The sequence below is a fragment of the Pseudomonas sp. SLFW genome (genome assembly GCF_009905615.1).
GTDB lineage: Bacteria > Pseudomonadota > Gammaproteobacteria > Pseudomonadales > Pseudomonadaceae > Aquipseudomonas > Aquipseudomonas bambusae.
Window position 1 is genome coordinate 87,679 of the sequence record NZ_JAAAKW010000002.1, and the last position, 15,247, is coordinate 102,925.

Annotated in this window: 15 protein-coding genes; 10 read left to right on the forward strand and 5 right to left on the reverse strand. The window is 60.7% G+C overall.

Features of this window, described 5'->3' with window-relative positions; genetic code table 11:
* Positions 1 to 124 precede the first annotated feature (124 nt).
* Positions 125 to 1,102 (forward strand): NADPH:quinone reductase, encoded by a 978-nt coding sequence (locus GVN17_RS03775; RefSeq protein WP_166593905.1) that lies wholly within the window; start codon positions 125 to 127, stop codon positions 1,100 to 1,102.
* 56 nt (positions 1,103 to 1,158) lie between these two features.
* Here GVN17_RS03775 and GVN17_RS03780 read toward each other — a convergent pair whose 3' ends face one another.
* The 3 genes from GVN17_RS03780 to GVN17_RS03790 all read right to left on the reverse strand — a co-directional run bounded on the left by GVN17_RS03780 (position 1,159) and on the right by GVN17_RS03790 (position 4,018).
* On the reverse strand, positions 1,159 to 1,716 hold the full coding sequence (locus GVN17_RS03780) for an L-threonylcarbamoyladenylate synthase (RefSeq protein WP_166593906.1): 558 nt from the start codon (positions 1,714 to 1,716) through the stop codon (positions 1,159 to 1,161).
* Positions 1,717 to 1,755: 39 nt separating this feature from the next.
* A complete protein-coding gene (gene dprA / locus GVN17_RS03785) occupies positions 1,756 to 2,868 on the reverse strand; it encodes a DNA-processing protein DprA (protein ID WP_166593907.1) in 1,113 nt (370 codons plus the stop codon).
* A 124-nt stretch (positions 2,869 to 2,992) separates the two neighbouring features.
* Complete coding sequence (locus tag GVN17_RS03790; protein ID WP_166593908.1) at positions 2,993 to 4,018, reverse strand: LysM peptidoglycan-binding domain-containing protein; 1,026 nt, start codon at positions 4,016 to 4,018, stop codon at positions 2,993 to 2,995.
* 148 nt (positions 4,019 to 4,166) lie between these two features.
* Here GVN17_RS03790 and def point away from each other — a divergent pair, with 148 nt between their 5' ends.
* From def to GVN17_RS03815, 5 genes are all read left to right on the forward strand, one after another.
* Positions 4,167 to 4,673, forward strand: a complete 507-nt coding sequence (gene def, locus GVN17_RS03795) for a peptide deformylase (protein ID WP_166593909.1) — start codon at positions 4,167 to 4,169, stop codon at positions 4,671 to 4,673.
* A gap of 58 nt (positions 4,674 to 4,731) precedes the next feature.
* Positions 4,732 to 5,691 carry a methionyl-tRNA formyltransferase gene (gene fmt, locus GVN17_RS03800; RefSeq protein ID WP_166593910.1) on the forward strand — a complete coding sequence of 320 codons (960 nt, stop codon included), beginning with the start codon at positions 4,732 to 4,734 and terminating at the stop codon, positions 5,689 to 5,691.
* Positions 5,688 to 7,007, forward strand: coding sequence for a 16S rRNA (cytosine(967)-C(5))-methyltransferase RsmB (rsmB, locus tag GVN17_RS03805; RefSeq protein ID WP_166593911.1), 1,320 nt, complete (start codon positions 5,688 to 5,690; stop codon positions 7,005 to 7,007). Before fmt ends, rsmB begins: the two co-directional genes overlap by 4 nt.
* Before the next feature lie 129 nt (positions 7,008 to 7,136).
* Entirely contained in the window at positions 7,137 to 8,510 is a 1,374-nt protein-coding gene (gene trkA / locus GVN17_RS03810) for a Trk system potassium transporter TrkA (RefSeq protein ID WP_166593912.1), read from the forward strand.
* Between the two features lie 12 nt (positions 8,511 to 8,522).
* Positions 8,523 to 8,834: a tetratricopeptide repeat protein gene (locus GVN17_RS03815; protein ID WP_166593913.1), complete on the forward strand. Its 312-nt coding sequence runs from the start codon at positions 8,523 to 8,525 to the stop codon at positions 8,832 to 8,834.
* Between the two features lie 131 nt (positions 8,835 to 8,965).
* On the opposite strand, the gene GVN17_RS03820 is transcribed toward GVN17_RS03815, so the two are convergent.
* A complete protein-coding gene (locus GVN17_RS03820; RefSeq protein ID WP_166593914.1) occupies positions 8,966 to 9,853 on the reverse strand; it encodes a lysophospholipid acyltransferase in 888 nt (295 codons plus the stop codon).
* A 199-nt stretch (positions 9,854 to 10,052) separates the two neighbouring features.
* Positions 10,053 to 10,607 carry a DNA-3-methyladenine glycosylase I gene (locus GVN17_RS03825; protein WP_166593915.1) on the reverse strand — a complete coding sequence of 185 codons (555 nt, stop codon included), beginning with the start codon at positions 10,605 to 10,607 and terminating at the stop codon, positions 10,053 to 10,055.
* Between the two features lie 82 nt (positions 10,608 to 10,689).
* Between GVN17_RS03825 and glyQ the strand changes: the two genes are divergently transcribed.
* The 4 genes from glyQ to GVN17_RS03845 are packed head-to-tail and all read left to right on the forward strand — an operon-like array spanning position 10,690 to position 15,083.
* A complete protein-coding gene (gene glyQ, locus GVN17_RS03830) occupies positions 10,690 to 11,637 on the forward strand; it encodes a glycine--tRNA ligase subunit alpha (protein ID WP_166593916.1) in 948 nt (315 codons plus the stop codon).
* Positions 11,634 to 13,688 carry a glycine--tRNA ligase subunit beta gene (gene glyS, locus GVN17_RS03835; RefSeq protein WP_166593917.1) on the forward strand — a complete coding sequence of 685 codons (2,055 nt, stop codon included), beginning with the start codon at positions 11,634 to 11,636 and terminating at the stop codon, positions 13,686 to 13,688. The genes glyQ and glyS overlap by 4 nt, the downstream gene beginning before the upstream one ends.
* 16 nt (positions 13,689 to 13,704) lie before the next feature.
* Positions 13,705 to 14,256, forward strand: coding sequence for a D-glycero-beta-D-manno-heptose 1,7-bisphosphate 7-phosphatase (gene gmhB / locus GVN17_RS03840; protein WP_256665065.1), 552 nt, complete (start codon positions 13,705 to 13,707; stop codon positions 14,254 to 14,256).
* A 56-nt stretch (positions 14,257 to 14,312) separates the two neighbouring features.
* Positions 14,313 to 15,083 (forward strand): 1-acyl-sn-glycerol-3-phosphate acyltransferase, encoded by a 771-nt coding sequence (locus tag GVN17_RS03845; RefSeq protein WP_166593919.1) that lies wholly within the window; start codon positions 14,313 to 14,315, stop codon positions 15,081 to 15,083.
* Positions 15,084 to 15,247 lie beyond the last annotated feature (164 nt).

The following is a 15,247-nucleotide window of genomic DNA, read 5'->3' on the forward strand; positions in this document are numbered from 1 at the left end:
GCGCGTAGCATACACCGGCTCGCGCGCGGCCGCAGTTGACGAAGTCCGAGCGAAGGAGTCCGATAGAGCCCTTTCGCACCCACAGTTTTGTTCCAGCAGTTTCGATCCATGACGGAGAAAGCAAATGGCAAAGCGTATCCAGTTCCGCAGCCACGGCGGCCCTGAAGTCCTTGAATATGTCGATTTCGAACCGGCCAAACCGGGTCCAAAAGAAGTCGTCGTGCGCAACAAAGCGATTGGCGTCAACTTCATCGAAACCTATTTCCGCACTGGCCTGTATCCCGTCGCCTCGATGCCGTCGGGACTGGGAAATGAAGGTGCGGGCGTGGTCGAGGCCGTCGGCAGCGAAGTGACTCACGTCAAGGTGGGCGACCGTGTCGGTTACGGCACTGGCCAGTTGGGCAGCTACGCGGATCTGCACCTGACGCAAGGCGCCAACGTGGTGAAACTGCCGGACGACATCAGCTTCGAACAGGCCGCCGCGATCATGCTCAAGGGCCTGACCGTGCAGTACCTGTTCCGCCAGACGTATGAAATCCGTCCTGAAGAAATCATTCTGTTCCACGCGGCCGCCGGTGGCGTGGGCTCGATTGCCTGCCAATGGGCGGCTGCGCTGGGCGTGAAGCTGATCGGTACCGTCAGTTCTCCGGAAAAAGCCGCTGTCGCCAAGGCGAACGGCGCGTGGGAAGTGATCGACTACAGCAAGGAAGACGTGGCCAAGCGCGTGCTGGAGCTGACCGACGGTAAGAAAGTATCGGTGGTGTACGACGGCGTCGGCAAAGACACGTGGGAAACGTCGTTGGATTGCCTGGAGCTGCGCGGACTGCTGGTCAGCTTCGGCAATGCCTCGGGCGCGGTGTCGGGTGTGAACCTGGGGATTCTGGCGCAGAAAGGCTCGCTGTACGTGACCCGTCCGACCCTGGGCTCCTACGCCAACAGCCCGGAAGCCTTGCAGGCGATGGCGGATGAAGTGTTCGCGATGGTCACCAGTGGCAAGGTGAAGGTCGATGACATCAAGAAATACGCGTTGAAAGACGCAGCTCAGGCGCACACCGACCTGTCGGGTCGGCGCACCACGGGGTCGATCATCCTGGTGCCTTAACGCCGCTGGCTCTTGATCGTTCTCACGCTCCGCGTGAGAACGATCAGAGAATTGCCTCAGCCTGCACGCACCACTTCAGCTGTCACTAAATCCCGAATCACGCTCGGATTGCGGCGGCCGCCCAGTTCGCCGTTCAACACCATGTCCAGCTGTCCATGGAAATACTGCTCGATCCGCAAGCGGGAGCGGGCAGCCGGGCGGCCGGTGGGGTTGGCTGAGGTGGAGACCAGCGGGCCGGTGAGGGCACACAGTTCGCGGACTTGCGGATGGTCGCTGACGCGTAGGGCCACGGTGTCGCGCCCACCGGTGATCCAGTCGGGGAGCAGACCCTGGTGCGGCACCAGCCATGTGTTCGGGCCCGGCCAGGTGCTGGCCATGCGGTCGATCCACAGCTCTGGAAAGTCTTCGAACAGAAAGTCGAACTGACGGATGTTGTCGGCAATCAGGATCAGGCCTTTTTCCACAGGCCGCGCCTTGATCGCCAACAAACGGTACACCGCCTCGAAATCCCAAGGATCACAGCCCAAACCCCAGACCGCTTCGGTTGGATAGGCAATCACCGCCCCGGCACGAATTTCTTGTGCGGCTTGTTGCACACGCCAACTGCTGACCATCACTCGCTCTCCGAATAAACCCTGGTCGGCAGTTTAACCTCAGCGTGCCCGGGCAAACCATCGTCCCGCCTCACTCGCCACGCAACCGTCCAGCTCAAGCTCCGTCAGCGCCACCAGCACATTCGGCAGTGACCACCCGCTACTGGCAGCCAGCCCTTCGCTGGTATGCGGCGCAGCGTGCAGCAGCGCCAGCAGGGGATGGTCGGGCTTGGCGGGGTTTTCCACAGGCGCTTGAGCGGGCGCCAGATTCTTCCAACCTTGCAAACCCTCAAGAATATGATCGACGGTTTCGACCAGCGTCGCGCCTTCCCGAATCAACTGATGACAGCCCCGCGCACCGGGATGATGGATCGACCCCGGAATGGCGTACACCTCGCGGCCTTGTTCCGCTGCCAGCCGCGCCGTGATCAGCGAACCACTGGCAACACTCGCCTCTACCACCAGTACGCCCAGCGATAGGCCGCTGATAATCCTGTTCCGACGCGGAAAGTTACTGGCATGAGGATCAGCATCCAACGGCAGCTCCGAAACCACCGCACCACCGTGAGCCACCATGTTCGCCGCGAGCTGACGGTGCCGCTGTGGATAAAGTTTTTCGATCCCCGTTCCCAAGACGCCAATTGTGGCGCCTTTAACGTCCAGTGCACCCTGATGAGCAGCCCCATCAATGCCCAACGCCAAGCCGCTTGTGACGACAAATCCGGCGCCCGCCAGGCTTCGTGCAAATGCGGCAGCGGTATCGAGCCCGGGTCGGGATGCACGCCGACTGCCGACCATTCCCAACTGTGGGCGATCAAGCAAAGCGCGATTACCGGCGACGAAAAGGAGTGGCGGCGGATCAGGAATTTCGGCCAGCAGGGCGGGGTAGTCCGGGTCGTCCCACATCAACAAATGCTGGCCCGGACGCTCTAGCCAGGCCAATGCGGCGCTCGCGCCATCGCGTACGGTTGGGTCGCGACGGGCGTCGGCACTGATCGCGGGCAGACGCAAAGAACGCCAGGCGGAGGCTGGCGCACTCAGGGCAGCAGAGGCGCTGCCGAAGGCATTGATGAGGGTCTGAAAACGCTTGCCACCAATTTCAGGCAAGCGATGGAGCCGCAGCCGCGCCTCCAGTTCGGCAGGCGACTGCCCCACTTTTTCGAACATCGGCATGAGATCTTCCTTGACCGGCAACCCACCTCAATAGGTGGGCCAACCTGTGGATAACTCTGTTGACAACGTTTAGATAAGTGAAGCATGCCGGTGGAAAAAAGTGTTTTAGAGCTGATACATAGGATTACGGATTGCGCACCCGGTCGTTGACCGCCAACGATCGGGTTGCGTGCAATACCATGCCGTAAGCGAGGTGGTTATAGGTGCGGAACACCATCAGCAGACCGGAGCGCTCGTCGGGAATCTTTACCTGTTCGCCCGTGATGCGGTCACGGACGGTTTCACCCGCTTTGTAGATCGCCAACACGTTGCCATCGGACAGACCGTCCATCTTTCCGCGATCGAGGGTGACCACGTCGAACTCGCCGATCTGCGTCACACCCCGTGGCACGTCGATGATCGTGCCGCGAATTTCCTGCTGCGGCTCGCTTGGGACGAAGGTCGAGTTGATCGCACGCTCTTCGCTGACGAACAGGCGGTCACCCAGACGGACTTCCTGAGTGGAGCGCTGCATCTGCACGGTTGCGATGTCGCCTTCAGCCGCCACGATTTCACCACTGCCCACGTCGTCGGCATTGATGCCCAGCGGAACGTTGGTCTCTGGATCAAAGTAGGTCTTGCCCTTACGGAAGACCCCGTACGACACGTGGTCCGGGCTGAATTGGCCACGGGCGTAGATGCGGTCCCCGGCGCCACTGAGCACGCGCTCGCCGTTGCCAGCCACGATGTACGGGGCGGTTTCGAATTCTTCAGGGGTGTCGATGATGCGGTTGTTCAGCAGAAACGCGTTGATCGCGCCCAACGGGATGGTGGGAATCGCGTCGGCAATCGGCGTGCTACGCACACGCGGTGACAATTTGATGGTGCCGCGAGACTCGCCACGATTGGCGACGATCCTCGGTTGACCGTCCACGTAGATCAGCGTCAGGGTGTCGCCGGGGTAGATCAGATCCGGGTCGTGAACCTGCGGATTGGCTCTCCAGAGCTGCGGCCATTTCCATGGCTGACTGAGAAACTTGCCTGAGATGTCCCAAAGCGTGTCACCGGCGACAACGGTGTAGCGCTCTGGATGGCCTTCCTTGAGTTGTACTTGCGCCTGGACAAGGCCTGTCGCGGCCAACAGCAGCAGGGCGAGTAGTGATTTCCTCATGCGGTGAATCCCTTTATCATGTTGGCTTCGCGTGAAACGTGGAGTCTTGCGAGACTTCTGTTTTACAAGGGCTGCCCGCTTGTCTTGTAACGCCCCCAAGCCTAGCAGCCGATTTTGACTTTACCCTACAAGTGCATCTCTTACGTATATGGCCATTTTAAACATTCTCGAATTTCCCGATTCGCGCCTGCGTACCATCGCCAAGCCGGTGGCTGCTGTGGACGACGGCATTCGCCAGTTGGTCGACGACATGTTTGAAACCATGTACGAAGCGCCTGGCATCGGTCTGGCGGCGACGCAGGTTAACGTACACAAGCGCGTCGTTGTAATGGATCTCTCGGAAGACCGCAGCGAACCACGGGTTTTCATCAACCCGGAGCTGGAGCCGCTGACCGACGAGATGGACCAGTATCAGGAAGGCTGCCTGTCCGTTCCCGGTTTCTATGAGAACGTCGACCGCCCGCAGCGGGTCAAGGTCAAGGCGCTGGACCGCGACGGCCAGACCTACGAACTGATTGCCGAAGGCCTGCTCGCGGTGTGCATCCAGCACGAGTGCGATCACCTCAACGGCAAGCTGTTCGTCGATTACCTGTCCACACTCAAGCGTGACCGGATCAAGAAAAAGCTGGAAAAACAGCACAAGCAGAACGCTTGATCCCTCACCCAAAAGGCCTCTTGCTGAGGCCTTTTCTTTTTTACACAACGAGAAGCCCATGACTGAGCCATTGCGCATCGTCTTCGCCGGCACCCCGGAATTCGCCGCCGAACACCTCAAAGCCCTGCTCGACAGCCCTTACGAGGTGATCGCGGTTTACACCCAGCCTGATCGCCCGGCGGGTCGCGGCCAAAAGCTGATGCCAAGCCCGGTCAAGCAACTCGCCCTGCAACACGCCATTCCCGTGTTTCAACCGCCGACCCTCCGTGCCCCCGAAGCCCAAGCCGAACTGGCCGCGCTCAAGCCGGACCTGCTGGTCGTCGTCGCCTACGGCCTGATCCTGCCGCAGGTGGTCCTCGACATTCCGCGGCTCGGTTGCATCAACAGCCACGCTTCGCTGCTGCCTCGCTGGCGCGGTGCGGCGCCAATTCAGCGCGCTGTGGAAGCGGGCGACGCCGAAAGTGGCGTGACCGTGATGCGTATGGAGGCAGGGCTGGACACCGGCCCGATGCTGCTCAAGGTCGTCACGCCCATTACGGACGAAGACACCGGCGGCACCTTGCATGATCGCTTGGCCGAACTTGGCCCGCCTGCTGTGGTGCAAGCCATTGCCGGTCTGGCTGAGGGCACGCTGGTGGGCGAAGTGCAGGATGACAGCCTCGCCACTTACGCTCACAAACTGAATAAAGATGAAGCGCGCATCGACTGGTCGCGTCCGGCCGATGAGCTGGAGCGACTGGTGCGTGCCTTCAATCCTTGGCCGATCTGCCACAGCACCCTCAACGGCGAAGCCTTGAAAGTTCTGGCCGCGCAAACCGCTGAAGGGCAGGGCGAGCCGGGTACGATTCTGAGCGCCAGCAAAGACGGCCTGATCGTGGCCTGTGGGCAACAGGCCCTGCGGCTGACCCGCCTGCAATTGCCGGGTGGCAAGCCGCTGGGGTTCGCCGACCTGTTCAACAGCCGTCGTGAGAAGTTCGCGACCGGGACCGTTTTGGGTCTCTCGGCTGACGCGCAATGAACCCGCGTCTGGCCGCCGCCAAGGCTTTGGCTGCCGTGCTCAGCGGCAAGGCTTCGCTGAACAGCTCGTTGCCCACGCAACTCGACAAGGTGGAAGATCGTGATCGCGGTCTGACGCAAGACCTGGCGTTTGGCACGGCGCGTTGGGAGCCTCGTCTGTCGGCGTTGGCGGCCAAGCTGCTGCAAAAGCCCTTCAAGGCAGCCGATAACGACGTTCAAGCGCTGCTGCTGGTGGGCCTCTATCAGCTGTTTTATTCGCGCATTCCCGCTCACGCCGCCATTGGCGAGACGGTCGGCTGCGCTGACAAACTGAAGAAACCGTGGGCCAAGGCGTTGCTCAATGCCGTGCTGCGCCGTGCCCAGCGCGAAGGCGAAGCGCTGTTGCTTGAGCTGGAACACGACCCCGTGGTCCGCACGGCGCACCCGCGCTGGCTGCAAAAAGCTTTGAAGGCCGCGTGGCCCGAGCATTGGGAAGCCATCTGCGCCGCGAACAACGCGCACCCGCCGATGATTCTACGGGTCAATCGCCGCCACAAAACCCGCGAGCAATACCTGCAGCTGCTGCAAGACGCCAGCATCTCGGCCATTGCCAGCGCGTTCAGCCAGGACGGCATCGTGCTGACCGAACCCGGCGACGTCCGCTCGCTGCCGGGCTTCGCTGACGGCTGGATCAGCGTTCAGGACGAGGCCGCGCAACTGGCCGCCGACCTGCTGGAGCTGGCGCCGGGTCAGCGCGTGCTCGACGCGTGCTGCGCGCCGGGGGGCAAGACCTGCCATCTGCTGGAAGTGCAACCGGGCTTGTCCGGTGTCGTCGCGGTGGACCTTGAAGCCAAGCGCATGGTGCGTGTGAAAGAGAACCTCGACCGTCTCGGGCTGAGCGCCGAACTGATCGCCGCCGACGCCCGCGCCACCGATCAATGGTGGGACGGCAAGCCGTTCCAGCGCATCCTGCTCGATGCGCCGTGTTCGGCGACCGGCGTGATTCGTCGTCACCCGGACATCAAACTGACCCGTCAGGCCGACGACATTCCGGCCTTGGCGACGCTGCAAGGCGAACTGCTCGACGCGCTGTGGCCGACGCTGCAAGTGGGCGGGATCTTGCTGTACGCAACCTGTTCGACGCTCCCGACTGAGAACACCGACGTGATCGACGCTTTCCTCGGGCGCACACCGGGTGCGCGCGAGCTGGACATCGCTGGTCAGCAAGGAAACCCGCCGCCGGGGCTGAAACAGCCGCACGGTCGGCAGTTGTTGGCGCAGGAAGGCGGGCACGACGGGTTTTATTACGCGAAGTTGATCAAGATTTCTGCGGGTTGAAATAAGACCTGTAGGAGTGAGCTTGCTCGCGATAGCAGTGTGTCAGGCGACAAATCTGTGACAGGCCTACCGTCATCGCGAGCAAGCTCACTCCTACAGCACTGTGCAGAATTCCTAAGGAGAGGCTGATTGAAAATCATCATTCTCGGTGCAGGTCAGGTCGGCGGCACGTTGGCTGAGCATCTGGCCAGCGAGGCGAATGACATCACCGTCGTGGACACCGACCCGGATCGCCTGCGAGCGCTGGGCGACCGTCTGGACATTCGCACCATTCAGGGCCGCGGCTCGTTCCCCACCGTGCTGCGTCAGGCCGGGGCAGACGACGCCGACATGCTGGTCGCCGTGACCAGCAGCGACGAAACCAATATGGTCGCCTGCCAAGTCGCCTACACCCTCTTTCATACCCCGACCAAGATCGCCCGTGTGCGCGAGTCGGCGTACCTGACCCGCTCGGGCCTGTTCGACAACGACGCCATTCCGGTGGACGTGCTGATCAGCCCCGAACAGGTCGTCACCAATTACATCAAGCGCCTGATCGAATACCCGAGCGCGCTGCAAGTCATCGACTTCGCGGACGGCAAGGTGCAACTGGTGGCCGTGAAAGCCTATTACGGCGGCCCGCTGGTGGGTCAGCAACTGCGCCAGTTACGCGCCCACATGCCGGAAGTCGATACACGCGTCGCGGCCATCTTCCGTCGTGATCGTCCGATCATTCCTCAAGGCGATACGGTGATCGAGGCCGACGATGAAGTCTTCTTCATCGCAGCGAAGGCGGACATTCGTGCGGTGATGGGCGAAATGCGCAAACTGGACGTCAGCTACAAGCGCATTGTCATCGCCGGGGGCGGGCAGATCGGCGAAAGACTGGCCGAGGCCATCGAAAACCGTTACCAGGTGAAGATCATCGAGATGAACCCGGCGCGTTGCCGCTACCTGTCGGACACCCTCGATAACACGGTGATCCTGCAAGGCAGCTCTTCGGACCGCGACCTGCTGATGGAAGAAAACATCGACAACGCTGACCTGTTCCTGGCGCTGACCAACGACGATGAGGCCAACATCATGTCCTCGCTGCTGGCCAAGCGGCTAGGGGCGAAGAAGGTCATGACCATCATCAACAACACGGCGTATGTGGACCTGGTGCAGGGCGGGGAGATCGACATCGCTGTCAGCCCGCAGTTGGCGACCATCGGCACGTTGCTGGCCCACGTGCGGCGCGGCGATATCGTCAGCGTGCATTCATTGCGGCGGGGTGCGGCGGAAGCCATCGAGATCGTGGCCCACGGCGACGCCAAGTCGAGCAAGGTGATTGGCAAGGCCATCATGCACATCAACCTGCCGCCCGGTACCACCATTGGCGCGATCACGCGTGCGGACAAAGTGCTGATCGCTCACGACAGCACGGTCATCGAATCCGGCGACCACGTGATCATGTTCCTTGTGGATAAAAAGCATATCCGCGACGTGGAACGGCTGTTTCAGGTCGGGTTGAGTTTTTTCTAAAGGAGGGTCTGCATGCTCGAATCACTGGAAAAGATGCTCGCCAAGGGCATGGACAACGCCCTGCTGCGCTTCGGGCTGGGCAAGGGCTATCTCGATGCCGGGGATCATGCCAAGGCAGCGGAGCATTTGCAGCGCTGTATCGAATTCGACCCGAAATACTCGGCGGCGTGGAAGCTGCTCGGCAAGGCCTGGCTCGCTTCAGGGGATCACGCAAAGGCTCGTCAGGCGTGGGAGCAGGGAATTCAAGCCGCGGTCGGCCATGGTGACAAGCAGGCCGAGAAGGAAATGACGGTGTTTCTCAAAAAGCTGGATCGCAAGGCGTAACGCCATCCCAGATTGAAATGTGATCCCTGTAGGAGTGAGCTTGCTCGCGATAGCAGTGTGTCAGTTAGAGCATGTATGACAGTCATTGCGTGATCGCGAGCAAGCTCACTCCTACAGGGGGTTGCCCTGGCTCAATACCAGCGCTTCTCGCCCTCAGGTCGTTTCTTGAAGCGCTTCATCGTCCACATGTACTGGCTCGGATACGCCCGCACATATTTCTCCACGACCTTGCTCATCGCCGCCGCCGAGGTTTCGGTGTCGGTGCTGTACATGTCGTCCGGCGCGGCCTCCAGGACCACCTTGTAGCCTGAGCCATCCTCAAGGCGCATCGCGTGCAGGAACACACCGACGGCCTTGCCACCGGCCAACATGTTCGGCACGAATTTGCTGGTCAGCGCCACCGTCCCACAGAACGGCACGAAGACACCCGCCGACTCTGCTGGCTCCGGGTCAGCCGGAATGCCCACCGAGCCACCTTTGCGCACTTCTTTGATGACGCTGAGAATGCCTTCCTTGGTCGATGCCGCGACGCGGTTACCCAGTTGCACGCGCTGTTTGCGCAGCAGTTCATCCACCGCCTTGAGCTTTGGCGGGCGATAGAAAATGATCGGTTTGCACTGGCTGCAATAGAAGTGGTTCAGCACTTCCCAATTGCCGAGGTGGCTGGTGATGCCGACTACGCCTTTGCCGGAGGCCAGCGCGTCTTTCAGCACCTGTAGCCCTTCGACTTCGCGCACCAGATTGATCGATTTTTGCGCAGGCCAGATCCAGGCGCAGGCGCTTTCGGTCAGGGTCTTGCCGATGTCCATCAGGCTGCGACCGACCAACGCTTCAAGCTCCGTCGGGCTCAGCTCGGGAAAGCACTTGGAAAGGTTGATTCGCGCGACTTCGCGAGAGCGATTGGGCAGCTTCCACATCAACCAACCAATGCCGGTGCCCACCCACTGCACGGCGCGCCAAGGCAACAATGCAAACAATCGCAACGCCCCGACCATCATGGCGCCTTTGAACTTATCCACAGATCACTCCTGAATCGATGAGGCGGGCATTGTAACCATTCAGCACAAGCGTTCGCACAACGATGCACTGTCGCCCGCTGAGCTGAACGAACATCCCCTGTGGGAGCGAATTTATTCGCGATAGGCCGGTACAGCCGATGCATCTCTATCGCTTGGCAGATTTTTCGCGAATGAATTCGCTCCCACAGATGTTCATCTCTCACGCGTTAGCCAACTGCGCATACCGATCACAATCGGTCGTGTGGTCCATGACCATTCCGGTCGCCTGCATATAGGCATAACAGATGGTCGGCCCCACGAACGTGAACCCGGCTTTCTTCAACGCCTTGCTCATGGCCTCGGCCTCAGGCGTGATCGCCGGGACTTCACTGCGTCCCTGGAAGTGATTGATTTTGGGCTGCCCACCGACAAACGACCAGACAAACGCCGCCGGGTCTTCGAGGCGCAACCAGGCCTGTGCATTCTTGCGGGCGGCGTTGAGCTTGAGGCGGTTGCGAACGATGCCCGGTTCCAGCATCAATTCTTCGATTTCAGCGTTGGTCATGGCCGCGATGCGTCGCACGTCGAAGTCGAACATTACTTCGCGGTAGCGGGCGCGTTTCTTCAAAATGGTGATCCACGACAGGCCGGCCTGGAACCCTTCGAGCAATAGAAACTCGAACAGCTTCTGCGCGTCGCGCAACGGCACACCCCACTCTTGGTCGTGGTAGTCCATATAAATCGGCTCTTCGTTGCACCAAAAGCAGCGTGGCATAGGGCTCCCAAGGGTGGAGGCGCTGCCGAATCGGGTATACTCCCGCTCTTTAAATCGCAGCCCCCCAGTACAGGTGAATTTCGTGAGCCAGCCTACGCCAGCCGTGCGTACCTTCCAAGACTTGATCCTCGCCCTCCAGCAATACTGGGCTGAGCAAGGTTGTGTGGTACTTCAGCCCTACGATATGGAAGTGGGCGCCGGCACTTTCCACACCGCCACGTTTCTGCGCGCCGTTGGCCCGGAAACCTGGAACGCCGCCTACGTACAGCCGAGCCGTCGTCCTACCGATGGCCGTTACGGCGAGAACCCCAACCGCCTGCAGCACTACTATCAGTTCCAGGTGGTTCTGAAACCCAACCCGGACAACTTCCAGGAGCTGTACCTGGGTTCGCTGAAACACGTCGGCCTGGACCCGCTGGTCCACGACGTGCGTTTCGTCGAAGACAACTGGGAATCTCCAACCCTGGGCGCCTGGGGCCTGGGCTGGGAAATCTGGCTCAACGGCATGGAAGTCTCGCAGTTCACCTACTTCCAGCAAGTGGGCGGCATCGAGTGCTACCCGGTCACCGGCGAAATCACCTACGGCCTTGAGCGTCTGGCGATGTACTTGCAAGGCGTCGATTCGGTCTACGACCTGGTCTGGACCGACGGCCCGTTCGGCAAAGTGACCTACGGCGACGTGTTCCACCAGAACGAAGTGGAGCAATCGACCTACAACTTCGAACACGCCAACGTCGACAAACTGTTCGAACTGTTCGACTTCTACGAAAGCGAAGCGATGCGTCTGATCGAAGCCGAGCTGCCACTGCCGAGCTACGAAATGGTCCTCAAGGCCTCGCACACCTTCAACCTGCTGGATGCCCGTCGCGCGATTTCCGTGACTGCGCGTCAGCAATACATCCTGCGCGTACGCACCCTGGCCCGCTCCGTCGCCCAGGCGTACTTGATGGCCCGGGCCAAGCTTGGCTTCCCGATGGCCGCACCTGATATCCGCGACGAAGTGTTGGCGAAGCTGGAGGCTGCACAATGAGTGCTCAAGATTTCCTGGTTGAATTGGGCACCGAAGAACTGCCACCCAAAGCATTGAACACCCTGGCCGACGCGTTCCTGGCCGGTATCGAAAAAGGCCTGCAAGCCGCTGGTCTCACCTACAGCGCCAAGCAGGTGTACGCCGCGCCGCGCCGTCTGGCCGTGTTGATCACCGAGCTGGCAACCCAACAGCCGGACCGCAGCGTCAATCTGGACGGCCCGCCACGTCAAGCGGCGTTCGACGCCGACGGCAATCCGACCCAGGCAGCTCTTGGCTTCGCCAAGAAGTGTGGCGTCGATTTGAGCGAAATCGATCAGAGCGGCCCGAAGTTGCGTTACAGCCAGAGCATCGCCGGTAAACCGACCGCGAGCCTGCTGCCAACCATCATCGAAGACTCGCTCAACGACCTGCCGATCCCGAAGCGCATGCGCTGGGGTGCGCGCAAGGAAGAGTTCGTGCGTCCGACCCAATGGCTGGTGATGCTGTTCGGTGACCAGGTCATCGATTGCACGATCCTCGCCCAGACCGCTGGCCGTGAATCCCGTGGCCACCGTTTCCATCACCCGGAAAGCGTGCGCATCACCTCGCCAGCGAACTACGCCAGCGACCTGCGTGCCGCTCACGTGCTGGCTGATTTCAACGAGCGTCGTGCGCTGATCAGCAAGCGTGTCGACGAACTGGCGACCCAACACGAAGGCACCGCCATCGTGCCGCCTGCGTTGCTGGACGAAGTGACCGCGCTGGTCGAGTGGCCAGTGCCACTGGTGTGCTCGTTCGAGGAGCGTTTCCTCGAAGTGCCGCAAGAAGCCCTGATCACCACCATGCAGGATAACCAGAAGTATTTCTGCCTGCTGGACGCTGAAGGCAAGCTGCTGCCGCGCTTCATCACGGTCGCCAACGTCGAGAGCAAAGACCCGTCGCAGATCGTCTTGGGTAACGAGAAGGTCGTTCGCCCACGCCTGACTGACGCCGAGTTCTTCTTTAAACAGGACAAGAAGCAGAAGCTGGAAACCTTCAACCAGCGCCTGCAGAACGTCGTGTTCCAGGCCCAGTTGGGCACCGTGTTCGACAAGGCCGAGCGCGTGTCGAAGCTGGCCGCGTTCATCGCGCCACGCATCGGCGGCGACGCCCAACGCGCGGGCCGTGCCGGTCTGCTGTCCAAGTGCGACCTGGCGACCGAGATGGTCGGCGAATTCCCTGAAATGCAGGGCGTGGCGGGTTACTACTACGCGCTGGCCGATGGCGAGCCGGAAGACGTCGCACTGGCACTGAACGAACAGTACATGCCACGTGGCGCAGGCGCTGAACTGCCAAGCACCCTGACCGGTGCGGCGGTGGCCATCGCTGACAAGCTCGACACCCTGGTCGGCATCTTCGGCATCGGCATGCTGCCAACCGGTAGCAAAGACCCGTACGCACTGCGTCGCGCCGCGCTGGGCATCCTGCGGATTCTGATCGAGAAGAAGCTGGATCTGGACCTGATCAAGACCGTGCAATTCGCCGTCACTCAGTTTGGCGCGAAGGTCAAACCGGCCGGACTGGCCGAGCAAGTGCTGGAGTTCATCTTCGACCGCCTGCGTGCGCGTTATGAAGATGAAGGCGTCGATGTCTCGGTCTACCTGTCGGTCCGTGCCCTGCAACCGGGCTCGGCGCTGGACTTTGACCAGCGCGTGCAAGCCGTTCAGGCGTTCCGCAAGTTGCCGGAAGCCGCTGCACTGGCCGCCGTGAACAAGCGCGTTTCGAACCTGCTGAGCAAGGCTGAGGGCAGTATTGCCCAGACCGTCGAGCCGAAATACTTCGACAACGCCAACGAGTTCTCGCTGTACTCGGCGATTCAGCAGGCAGACCAGGCCGTCGCGCCAATGTCTGCCAACCGTCAGTACAACGAAGCGCTGGCCCGTCTGGCAGCACTGCGCGAGCCGGTGGACGCCTTCTTCGAGGCCGTGATGGTCAACGCCGAAGACGCCAGCGTGCGCGCCAACCGTTATGCGTTGCTGGCGCGTCTGCGCAATCTGTTCCTCGGCGTCGCTGACATCTCCCTGTTGGGCTAACGCCGGAGCGCATGATTTGAAACTGCTGATTCTCGATCGGGACGGGGTGATCAACGAAGACTCCGATGCTTACATCAAGTCGGTGGAGGAGTGGATTCCGATTCCCGGCTCGATCGAGGCCATCGCGCAGTTGAGCAAGGCGGGCTGGACCGTGGCCGTGGCCACAAACCAGTCTGGTATTGCTCGCGGTTATTACGACCTCGCCACGCTGGACGCCATGCACGCCCGTTTGCGCGCACTGGTGGCGGAGCACGGCGGCGAGGTCGGCCTGATCGTTTATTGTCCGCATGGCCCGGACGCGGGGTGCGATTGCCGCAAGCCCAAGCCGGGCATGCTGCGCAACATTGCCAGCCATTACGCCGTGGACCTTCGCGGAATCTGGTTCGTCGGCGACAGCAAGGGTGACCTGGAGGCGGCGGTGGCCGTCGACTCTCAACCTGTTCTGGTCATGACCGGCAAAGGACACAAGACGCGGAGCAACCCGTTGCCCGCAGGAACGTTGATTTTTGACGATCTGGCGGCGGTTGCCGCAAAACTTATTCACAACAGCGCATCAACGAACGACTGACCGGTCGTCCAACGGTACGCTCCATCCGGGCACTGCCCGTAACGGTAAAAGCAGCTATGTCGATAGTGCAGGCCATCAGGATCTTCATCTTTTACCTGCTGCTGGGCACCACTGCCCTGCTGTGGTGTTCGCTGAGTTTCTTCGTTGCGCCTTTTCTGCCTTTCCGCGTTCGTTATCGCTTCATCAACGTGTATTGGTGTCGCTGTGCGGTCTGGCTGACGAAGGTGTTCCTTAACATCAAGGTCAACGTCACCGGCCAGGAAAACGTGCCAAAGACGCCGTGCGTGATAGTGTCCAATCACCAGAGCACGTGGGAGACCTTCTTCCTGTCGGCGCATTTCCAGCCCCTGAGCCAGGTGCTCAAGCGTGAATTGCTGTACGTGCCATTCTTCGGTTGGGCGATGGCGATGCTTCGCCCTATCGCCATTGACCGCAACAACCCTAAGGCCGCGCTCAAGGTGGTGGCCAAGAAGGGTGACGAACTGCTCAAGGACGGCGTGTGGGTACTGATTTTCCCGGAAGGGACGCGGGTGCCTTACGGCCAGATCGGCAAGTTCTCACGCAGCGGCTCGGCCATGGCAGTAAATGCTGAATTGCCGGTCCTGCCCATCGCCCATAACGCGGGCAGGTATTGGCCAAAAGAAGGGTGGGCCAAGAAGCCCGGCACCATCGAAGTAGTGATTGGTGAGCCGATGTATGCAGAAGGCACTGGCCCTCGGGCGATTGCCGCGCTGAATGATCGAGTGTCCGCCTGGAACGAGGCCACACAGAAGGCGCTAGGCTCGCCTGTCATGCCAGCGCCCACACCGGAAAAATCACCGGCGTGAATTGTGGATAACCTGTGCACCAAATGTGTGAAATTTTTGAGAATCGTCCGTAACCTTATGATTTGGTTGCTTATTTCCAGAGGCGATGATCGAACCAAAAACGTGCATAAGTTTTTTCTGACAGACATTTTTTACGCTTGAAAACATCGGTCTTGAGCCTTCAC

Bases quoted from the DNA above. Each gene is read 5' to 3' on its own strand.
- GVN17_RS03775 (WP_166593905.1), top strand. From the start codon at position 125: ATGGCAAAGCGTATCCAGTTCCGCAGCCACGGCGGCCCTGAAGTCCTT.
- GVN17_RS03780 (WP_166593906.1), bottom strand. From the start codon at position 1,716: ATGGTCAGCAGTTGGCGTGTGCAACAAGCCGCACAAGAAATTCGTGCC.
- dprA (WP_166593907.1), bottom strand. From the start codon at position 2,868: ATGCCGATGTTCGAAAAAGTGGGGCAGTCGCCTGCCGAACTGGAGGCG.
- GVN17_RS03790 (WP_166593908.1), bottom strand. From the start codon at position 4,018: ATGAGGAAATCACTACTCGCCCTGCTGCTGTTGGCCGCGACAGGCCTT.
- def (WP_166593909.1), top strand. From the start codon at position 4,167: ATGGCCATTTTAAACATTCTCGAATTTCCCGATTCGCGCCTGCGTACC.
- fmt (WP_166593910.1), top strand. From the start codon at position 4,732: ATGACTGAGCCATTGCGCATCGTCTTCGCCGGCACCCCGGAATTCGCC.
- rsmB (WP_166593911.1), top strand. From the start codon at position 5,688: ATGAACCCGCGTCTGGCCGCCGCCAAGGCTTTGGCTGCCGTGCTCAGC.
- GVN17_RS03815 (WP_166593913.1), top strand. From the start codon at position 8,523: ATGCTCGAATCACTGGAAAAGATGCTCGCCAAGGGCATGGACAACGCC.
- GVN17_RS03825 (WP_166593915.1), bottom strand. From the start codon at position 10,607: ATGCCACGCTGCTTTTGGTGCAACGAAGAGCCGATTTATATGGACTAC.
- glyS (WP_166593917.1), top strand. From the start codon at position 11,634: ATGAGTGCTCAAGATTTCCTGGTTGAATTGGGCACCGAAGAACTGCCA.
- GVN17_RS03845 (WP_166593919.1), top strand. From the start codon at position 14,313: ATGTCGATAGTGCAGGCCATCAGGATCTTCATCTTTTACCTGCTGCTG.